Source organism: uncultured Anaerococcus sp. (assembly GCF_963510575.1).
Lineage (GTDB): Bacteria > Bacillota > Clostridia > Tissierellales > Peptoniphilaceae > Anaerococcus.
In genome coordinates this window covers 1-2974 of sequence record NZ_CAUPFR010000146.1, presented here as the reverse complement: position 1 = coordinate 2974, position 2974 = coordinate 1, and the positions used below count along the sequence as shown (strand labels likewise).

The 2974-nt window shown below is 38.6% G+C and carries 3 protein-coding genes; all 3 read right to left on the bottom strand.

Features of this window, described 5'->3' with window-relative positions; translation table 11 throughout:
- Window positions 1-49: 49 nt before the first annotated feature.
- The gene (gene pstC / locus RQ907_RS08320) at window positions 50-913 is read right to left on the bottom strand and encodes a phosphate ABC transporter permease subunit PstC (protein ID WP_311492906.1); all 864 of its coding nucleotides are present in this window, start codon (window positions 911-913) and stop codon (window positions 50-52) included.
- Window position 914: 1 nt separating this feature from the next.
- Window positions 915-1847 carry a substrate-binding domain-containing protein gene (locus RQ907_RS08315; protein ID WP_311492905.1) on the bottom strand — a complete coding sequence of 311 codons (933 nt, stop codon included), beginning with the start codon at window positions 1845-1847 and terminating at the stop codon, window positions 915-917.
- A 150-nt stretch (window positions 1848-1997) separates the two neighbouring features.
- Window positions 1998-2974, bottom strand: a 977-nt coding sequence (locus tag RQ907_RS08310) for a solute carrier family 23 protein (RefSeq protein WP_311492904.1), incomplete at its 5' end; no start/stop codon positions are given.

Below are 2974 nucleotides of genomic sequence, written 5' to 3'. Positions count from 1 at the left end.
GGGTTAGGGTAATTATCATTCCCTTATAAAATTTACTCATAAAAGTCTCCTATAATCTTTCTTCGGTTTTAGATCTTATAATATTAAAGACAATATTAATAAGAAGGATAAAAACGAATAGAACCATGCCTGTAGCAATTAGGGCTTGTCTATGGGTGCCTGATGCATATCCCATTTCTAGAACGATATTGGTTGTAAGAGTCCTAGCGCCTTTTAAAATAGAAGTTGGCATGACTGGTTGGTTGCCTATTACCAGATAAACTGCCATGGTTTCACCAATCGCCCTACCTATGGCAAGGATTATTGATGAAAATATACCGGACCTAGCGTAAGGGACTAGGATTTTTCTAATGGTTTCTTCCTTGGTTGCCCCTAGGGCGAGAGACCCTGTCATGAATGTTTTTGGCACTTGCCTTAGGGAGTTTTCGGAAATATTTACCATGGTCGGCAAAATCATAAAGGCTAGGAGGATGGATGCTGTAACCATATTCATTCCTGATTTGATCTGGAAAAGGTCTTTGATTAGGGGTACAAGGACCATCATGGCAAAAAAACCATATACAACTGATGGAATGGCCGCCATTAGGTTCATTAGGGCCTTTAAGGCTTTATAAGATTTTTTTGCATAATAGGCCATGAATATTGATATTGCAAGGCCAAAGGGAAGGGCAATTATAGTTGATAAGCTTGTTACAATAATTGACCCTATAATCATTGGATAGATTCCAAATCTTGGCTTGCCTGCAGTTGGTTTCCAAACCTTGCCGGTTACGAATTTTAAAAGTCCGTATTCATTTGCAAACTTCACTCCTTCAGAAAATATGAAGAAGATTATAAGAAGGATTAGAAATACGGACATGACTGCAGACAAGAGAAAAATTATTTCGCCAGCTTTTTCTCTTATCTTTCCCATTTTACTTTCCTAGTTCGCTTGTATTTTTTAACTCGCCCTTAAAGATTTGTTTAAGTTGGTCCATTGTCAGGTCTTCTACCTTGCTTGCTGGATTTACAACTACAGCTATACCGTCAGTTGCGATTACTTCTACGGCAAGTTTGTCTTTTTCTTCGTCTTTTAATTCTCTAGAAGCCATGGCTATATCTGCTGCCCCATCTATAACTGCTTCTATACCAGCGGATGAACCAGTTGATTGGATTTCAATCTTAGCATCTGGGTTAAGTTCTTGATATTTTTCTGCCATTTTTTGCATAAGTGGGGTTACAGATGTAGAACCAGCTACTGTGAGGGTACCAGAAACTTTAGCTGGTTCGTATTTCTCTGTATCTTTTAGGGGAACGTAGCCTTCTTTTAGAGTGAGGACTTGGGCATCTTCTGATAGGCAGAATTTTAAAAAGTCTTTGGCAAGATCATTTACCTTATCTTCTTTATAGGCAAGGTTAAATGGCCTTGAAATTTTATAGGTTCCATTTACTATATTTTCTTCTGTGGCTTCTACGCCTTCGATTTTAACTGCTTTTACAGTGTCATTTAGGGACCCGAGGGAAATATAGCCAACAGCTTCGCTATCCTGGCTAACTGTTTGCATAACACCGTTGGTTGAGTTTTGGACTATGGCTTCTTGGGTGGTCATGTCTTCTTTGGAGCCATCAACTTCTTCTTCAAGGCCAACTAGTTCTATAAAGGCCCCCCTTGTACCCGAACCTTCTTCACGAGATACAACTGAAAAATCATAGTCTTCTGCCTTGGCAGTATCAGTAGATTTTTCTTTTTCTGCTGGTTCTTCAGTTTGGGCTGGTTTTTCTTCTGCCTTTTCTTCTTTACCACATCCTGCAAGGATGAGTCCAAGTGAAAGTGTTGCTGCTAGTATTTTCCTATTGGTAATTTTCATTTTAATCTCCTTAAGTTTCTTAACTTAAGTCTATAATACTAGGTCATTATTCGAAAGATTTTAAATTTTTGTAAAACTTATGTAAAATAAAGCATGAAAAAAGGCGAGGATTTCCTCGCCTAAAAATCATTCTTTTCAATCTCTAAAGACTTATTCTGCAACAGTTTCTTTTCTCTTATCGGCTTCTGTTTCTGGAATCACTACGTTCATCAAAATTGATGTGATGGCTGCAAGGACTACTGGTGAAACACCGATTGCGTTTTTAAGCGCTTCTGGCATGAAGTTTACTCCTGCTCCTTCTGCTGTTGCAACTATGGTTGTAAAACCAAAACCAATAGCAATAGCGATTCCCACTATAGAAGTATTTCTAACTGTGAGTGGTTGTTCAGTTATCATCCTAATTCCATTCATAGTTATGGCTGCAAATACTGAAAGAGTTGCGCCTCCTACTACAGGTGCTGGGATGGTAGTTAGTAATGAAGATATTTTTGGCATAAAGCCTGCCACTAGGATAATCAAACCTGCTTGGAAAAATACTCTCCTATTAATAACCTTATTTACTGAGACTATTCCAACGTTTTGTGAAAATGTAGCTGTTGGAAGACATCCTATAAAGGCACCTATAACATTTGCCACACCAAAACCTACAATTCCTCCCCTAAGCTCATCATCTGTTGGGTTTCTATCCATTCCTCCGATGGTGGTTGATGACATATCGCCAATTCCTTCTATACATGTAACCATAAATATGATTACAAAGGAAATTATGGCTGATGGTTCAAATTTTATGCCAAAGTGAAGTGGAGCTGCTACTGATAACCAACCTGCTTCCTTAACAGGTGTTAAATCAATCATTCCAAAGAAATAAGCTATAATATAGCCAACAACCATGGCAAATAATACTGAAGCAAGTTTAGTAATGCCCTTGCCAAAGTGGTTAAGACCAACATTTACAAGAAGGGTGATTATACCAACAAGCCAATATTGCCATGCTCCCCAACCTGGGGCCATAACTGATCCTGCTCCACCCATATTTGTAATAGCAACTGGATATAGGGTAAGGCCTATAGCCAAAACTACAGTTCCTGATACAAGTGGTGGGAAAAATGGTGTTATATATTTGAGGG